General features: G+C 72.9%; 4 protein-coding genes and 2 pseudogenes. 4 read left to right on the top strand and 2 right to left on the bottom strand.

What is annotated here, in order from left to right; genetic code table 11:
• Positions 1–123 precede the first annotated feature (123 nt).
• Positions 124–933 (top strand): annotated as a pseudogene (locus tag BKN37_RS26085) (NAD-dependent epimerase/dehydratase family protein); the annotation flags it as partial.
• Here BKN37_RS26085 and BKN37_RS26080 read toward each other — a convergent pair.
• Positions 930–1655: a cutinase family protein gene (locus tag BKN37_RS26080; protein ID WP_071030089.1), complete on the bottom strand. Its 726-nt coding sequence runs from the start codon at positions 1653–1655 to the stop codon at positions 930–932. The pseudogene BKN37_RS26085 and the gene BKN37_RS26080 sit on opposite strands and share 4 nt — an antisense overlap.
• Positions 1656–1914: 259 nt before the next feature.
• Positions 1915–2394: an SRPBCC family protein gene (locus tag BKN37_RS26075; protein ID WP_071030087.1), complete on the bottom strand. Its 480-nt coding sequence runs from the start codon at positions 2392–2394 to the stop codon at positions 1915–1917.
• Between the two features lie 44 nt (positions 2395–2438).
• On the opposite strand from BKN37_RS26075, the gene BKN37_RS26070 reads away from it, so the two are divergent.
• The 3 genes and pseudogenes from BKN37_RS26070 to BKN37_RS26060 form a co-directional block, all read left to right on the top strand.
• Entirely contained in the window at positions 2439–3452 is a 1014-nt protein-coding gene (locus BKN37_RS26070) for an LLM class flavin-dependent oxidoreductase (protein WP_071030085.1), read from the top strand.
• A 1-nt stretch (position 3453) separates the two neighbouring features.
• Positions 3454–4104 (top strand): glycosyltransferase family 2 protein, encoded by a 651-nt coding sequence (locus BKN37_RS26065; RefSeq protein WP_071030083.1) that lies wholly within the window; start codon positions 3454–3456, stop codon positions 4102–4104.
• Between the two features lie 29 nt (positions 4105–4133).
• Positions 4134–4387 (top strand): annotated as a pseudogene (locus tag BKN37_RS26060) (hypothetical protein); the annotation flags it as partial.

Raw genomic sequence — 4387 nt, 5'->3', positions numbered from 1 at the left:
GCGGCAGTCGAGTGGGCTCGGAGATGTGTAGAAGAAAAAGGAGGAGGGGAGTAGGGGAGGGAGAATGGGGGAGGCGGGGTGGGTGAGGGTGGGGGGGAGGGGGGGGGGGGGAGGGGGAGCGGGGTGGGGGCGGGGGTGGACGCCGCCGATGCCCCGGCCTACGGCAGCCACAACGATTTCGCCACCACCGTGCTGCTGGCCGCGATGTACGCCGCCGGGGTGCGTCGGCTGGTGCTGGCCTCCTCGATGGTGGTCTACGGGCAGGGCCGCTACGACTGCGCCGCGCACGGACCTGTCGACCCCGCGCCGCGGCGCCGCGCCGACCTCGACGCCGGGATCTTCGAGCACCGCTGCCCGATCGGCGGTGAGCCCCTCAGCTGGCGGCTGGTCGACGAGGACGCGCCGCTGCGCCCGCGCAGCCTGTACGCGGCCAGCAAGACCGCCCAGGAGCATTACGCGCTGGCCTGGGCCGAGGCCACCGGCGGGTCGGTGACCGCGCTGCGCTACCACAACGTGTACGGCCCGGCGATGCCGCGCGACACCCCGTACTCGGGGGTGGCCGCGATTTTCCGCTCCGCGCTGGAAAACGGCCAGCCGCCACGGGTTTTCGAAGACGGTGGGCAGATGCGGGATTTCGTTCATGTCGACGACGTGGCGGCGGCCAACCTGGCCGCGGTGACCGCCGACCGCGGCGGGTTTACCGCACTCAATGTCTGTTCCGGGCAGCCGATCTCGATCTTGGCGGTGGCCACCGCGCTGTGCGAGGCGCGCGGCTCGGGCACCGCACCGGTGATCACCGGGGGATACCGGCACGGCGATGTGCGCCACCTCGTCGCCGACCCGGCCCGGGCCGCCGAGCTGCTGGGGTTTCGGGCCGCGGTGGCGCCCCGAGACGGGTTGCGCGAGTTTGCGTTTGCGCCGCTGCGCGGTTAGAGATGGCTGGCCGCGAAGTCGGCGGCCTGGTCGGTCATCCCGTTGACACCGTAGGAGGCGTGCGCGATGGGGGGACCGCCGGCGGGGCTGCCGTTGCAGATGGTGTCCCCGTCGGCGCACAGCTGCAGCGTCTTCGGTGCGTACAGCGGGCCGATCCGCACCGGCGGGGCGCCGTTGGGCTGCAGAAACTCCGGCGACGGCGTGCCGAACAGGGTGACCGCGGCGACGTGGTTGGCCACCTCCGGCGGCATCGGCTGCGGGACGTATGACCGGTATTCGGCGGGGATTTCCTTCGGGATCTCCGCGGAGGTGACATAGCCGGCCAGCGCGGCACCTTGGGAAAAGCCGCCGAGCACGATCCGGGTGTTGGGGCAGTTGGCGGCGGTGTTCTCGATATGGGTGCCCGCGTCCCGGACGCCGTCGACGACGGTGCGGGCGAACTCCAGGCCGCCACCGAAATCGCTGCTGGCGGCGTAGTTGACCGGATACACCTCGAACGAGCGATCGCCGACGCGGGAGTGCAGCGCGTCGACGAAGGACTGCCCGATCCCGCCGACACCGGGCGGCTCGGACGTGCCGCGGGCGAACACCACCTCCACGTCGGGGCAGGGTTGGGCGGTGGCCGACGGCACCGGCGGGCCGAGCAGCGCCGCCCAGATCAGCACCGCCGTAGCGGCGGTACTGCGCGTCCGCGTCGTGCGGATCAATTCGGTGACGTTCATCGCTACCACCAAGGGTTCGCCCAGCCGACCTGCGCTGATTGTAGGGCCGGATGCGCTGCAGAAGCCAGAGCGAGCTGGCTGCTGCACCGGCTATTATGCTATGTTACCTAGCATAATAGCTTCGGGTGCGGGCGCTCCGGCGCCCTGGGGAGGTGGCGTGGCATCAGCCGGCACGTGGGGCCGCCCGGCCGGGGCACGCCCTACCCGGTCGCGACCAGCCTGCGTTACGCGCGAATGCGGTGGTCGTCGACGGCCGCTGTCAGCCTTCGATAAGTGCTTTGATACCAGCGAGATTGGCGCGGATGCCGGCCTCGAACTCGGCCAGCCGGCGGGCGACGATCCGACCTTCCTTGTCCGGCATGGCCTCGATCGCCAGGCTCAGCCCCGAGGGCCCCGGCCCCAGCCGCGCCCACTGCCGCACGATCGCCCCGTCGCTGGTCGGGTCGACTTCGAATCCCCAGGTGGCGCCGCCGCCGACCGCCCACACCCACCGGGCGCCGTCTTCGACCTCCACCACCTGCGAGTCGGTGTGCCATTCCCCCAGCGAGGGATGCTTGTTGTAGCCGCGGAACCGGGCGCCCACGGCGACGTGGTTGGCGCCGTCGAGCCATTCCACCCGCTGCAGCTCAGGGGAGAAGCGCACCGGCAGCGTGATGTCGGTGACCGCGGCCCAGATTGCGGCCGGATCCCCGACGATCCGTTCGGCGACCTCGACGGTCGGACAGTCCCGGTAGCGCATCGGCGTTATGGTAGCCCGCATATCCGGCGACGAGGGGAGGGGCCATGCGGGTCGGTGTGACGATCGAGCCGCGGCTGCCCGGCGCCGTCGAATTCGCCCAGGAGGCCGAACGATTGGGGGTTGCCTCGCTGTGGGTGCCCGAGGTGTGGGGCTACGACGCGTTGACCGGACTGGCGTACCTGGCCGCGCACACCACCACGATCGGGCTGGGCACCTTCGTGGTCCAACTCGGGTCGCGCTCACCGGCGCTGCTGGCCACCTCGGCGTTGAGCCTGCAGCAGCTGTCGCACGGCCGGTTCACCCTGGGGATCGGCGTGTCCGGGCCGCGGGTGATGGAGGGCTGGCACGGGGTGCGGTTTACCAAACCGGTGCAGACCACCCGGGAAACCGTCGAGATCGTCCGGATGATCAGCCGCGGCGACCGGCTGCAGCACGACGGCGAGATCTACCCGCTGCCGCTGCCGGACAGCGCCGGCGCGCCGCTGCGGCCGATGGTCGCCCCGCAGCCGCTGCCGGTGTACGTGGCCGCGATGGGGCCGGCGAACCTGCGGCTGACCGGCGAGGTCGCCGACGGCTGGCTGGGCAACGCGTTCATCCCGGAATCGGCCGAGGTCTTCCTGGACCCGCTGCGCGAGGGTGCCGACCGCGCCGGGCGCAGCCTGGCCGACCTGTCGCTGGTGGCGCCGGTCGCGGTGGAGTTCACCGATGACGCCGACGCCGCCGCCCGCCGCCACGCCGACGGCTACGCGTTCACCATCGGGGCGATGGGCTCCGGGTCCCGCAACTTCTACAACGAGGCGTTCAGCCGGCTCGGCTTCGGTGCGGCGGTGGCGCGGGTGCGCGAGCTGTGGGCCGCCGGCGATCGGGAGGCGGCGCGTGCCGCGGTGCCGATCGAACTCGGGGCGCTGACCAACCTGCTGGGCACCCCGGATGCCGTCGCCCGCCGCGTGCAGGCGTACCGGGCCGCCGGCATCGAGACGCTGCTGGCGAAGCTGGACGGGCCGTTCGAGCGGCAACTGACCACCCTGCAACAGCTATTGACGGCGGTCGCCGACTGAAATGCCCGACGTCACCGTGGTGCTGCCCTGCCGCAACGAGGCGGAGTCGCTGCCGGCGGTGCTGGCCGCGGTCCCGGACGGTTACCGGGCACTGGGGGTGGACAACGACAGCACCGACGCCACCGCCGACGTGGCCCGCCGGCACGGCGCCGCGGTGATCACCGAACCGCGACCCGGCTACGGGGCGGCCGTGCACGCCGGGGTGGTGGCGGCGGGTACGCCGGTGGTGGCGGTGCTCGACGCCGACGGCTCGCTGGATCCCGGTGACCTGCCGGCCCTGGTGGCCGCGTTGGGCCGCGGCGCCGACCTGGTGACCGGCCGGCGCCGCCCGCGGCGCGGGGTGCGCTGGCCGTGGCATGCCCGGCTGGGCACCGCCGCGGTGTGCTGGCGGCTGCGCACCCGGCACGGCCTGGACGTGCACGACATCGCCCCGATGCGGGTCGCCCGCCGCGACGCGCTGCTCGGGCTGGGCATCACCGACCGGCGCTCCGGGTATCCGGTGGAACTGCTGGTGCGCGCCGCGGCCGCCGGCTGGCAAGTGGTCGAACGCGACGTCGGCTACGGCGCCCGCACCGGGGGCAAGTCCAAGGTCAGCGGATCGCTGCGCGGCAGCGTGATCGCCGCCTACGACTTCTGGCGGTCGATCGCGTGAGCGTGCCGGTGACGGTGCAGAGTGAAGCGATGAGGAGGAGCGGCGCACATGACGAGGTGCCGGTGACGGTGCTGGTGGTGGCCAAGGCGCCGGTGCCGGGCCGAGTCAAGACCCGGCTGGCCGCCACCGTCGGGGACCGGGTCGCCGCCGAGATCGCCGCCGCCGCCCTGCTGGACACCCTGGACGCGGTGGCCGCCGCGCCGGTGGCCGCGCGGGTGGTGGCGCTGACCGGTGAGCTGGACGCGGCCGTGCAGGCCGCGTCCAGCTCACCGGTCAGCGCCAC

The organism is Mycobacterium talmoniae (assembly GCF_001854525.1).
GTDB lineage: Bacteria > Actinomycetota > Actinomycetes > Mycobacteriales > Mycobacteriaceae > Mycobacterium > Mycobacterium talmoniae.
Note: the sequence above shows the minus strand (reverse complement) of the source record. Positions and strands in the feature narration are given on the sequence as shown.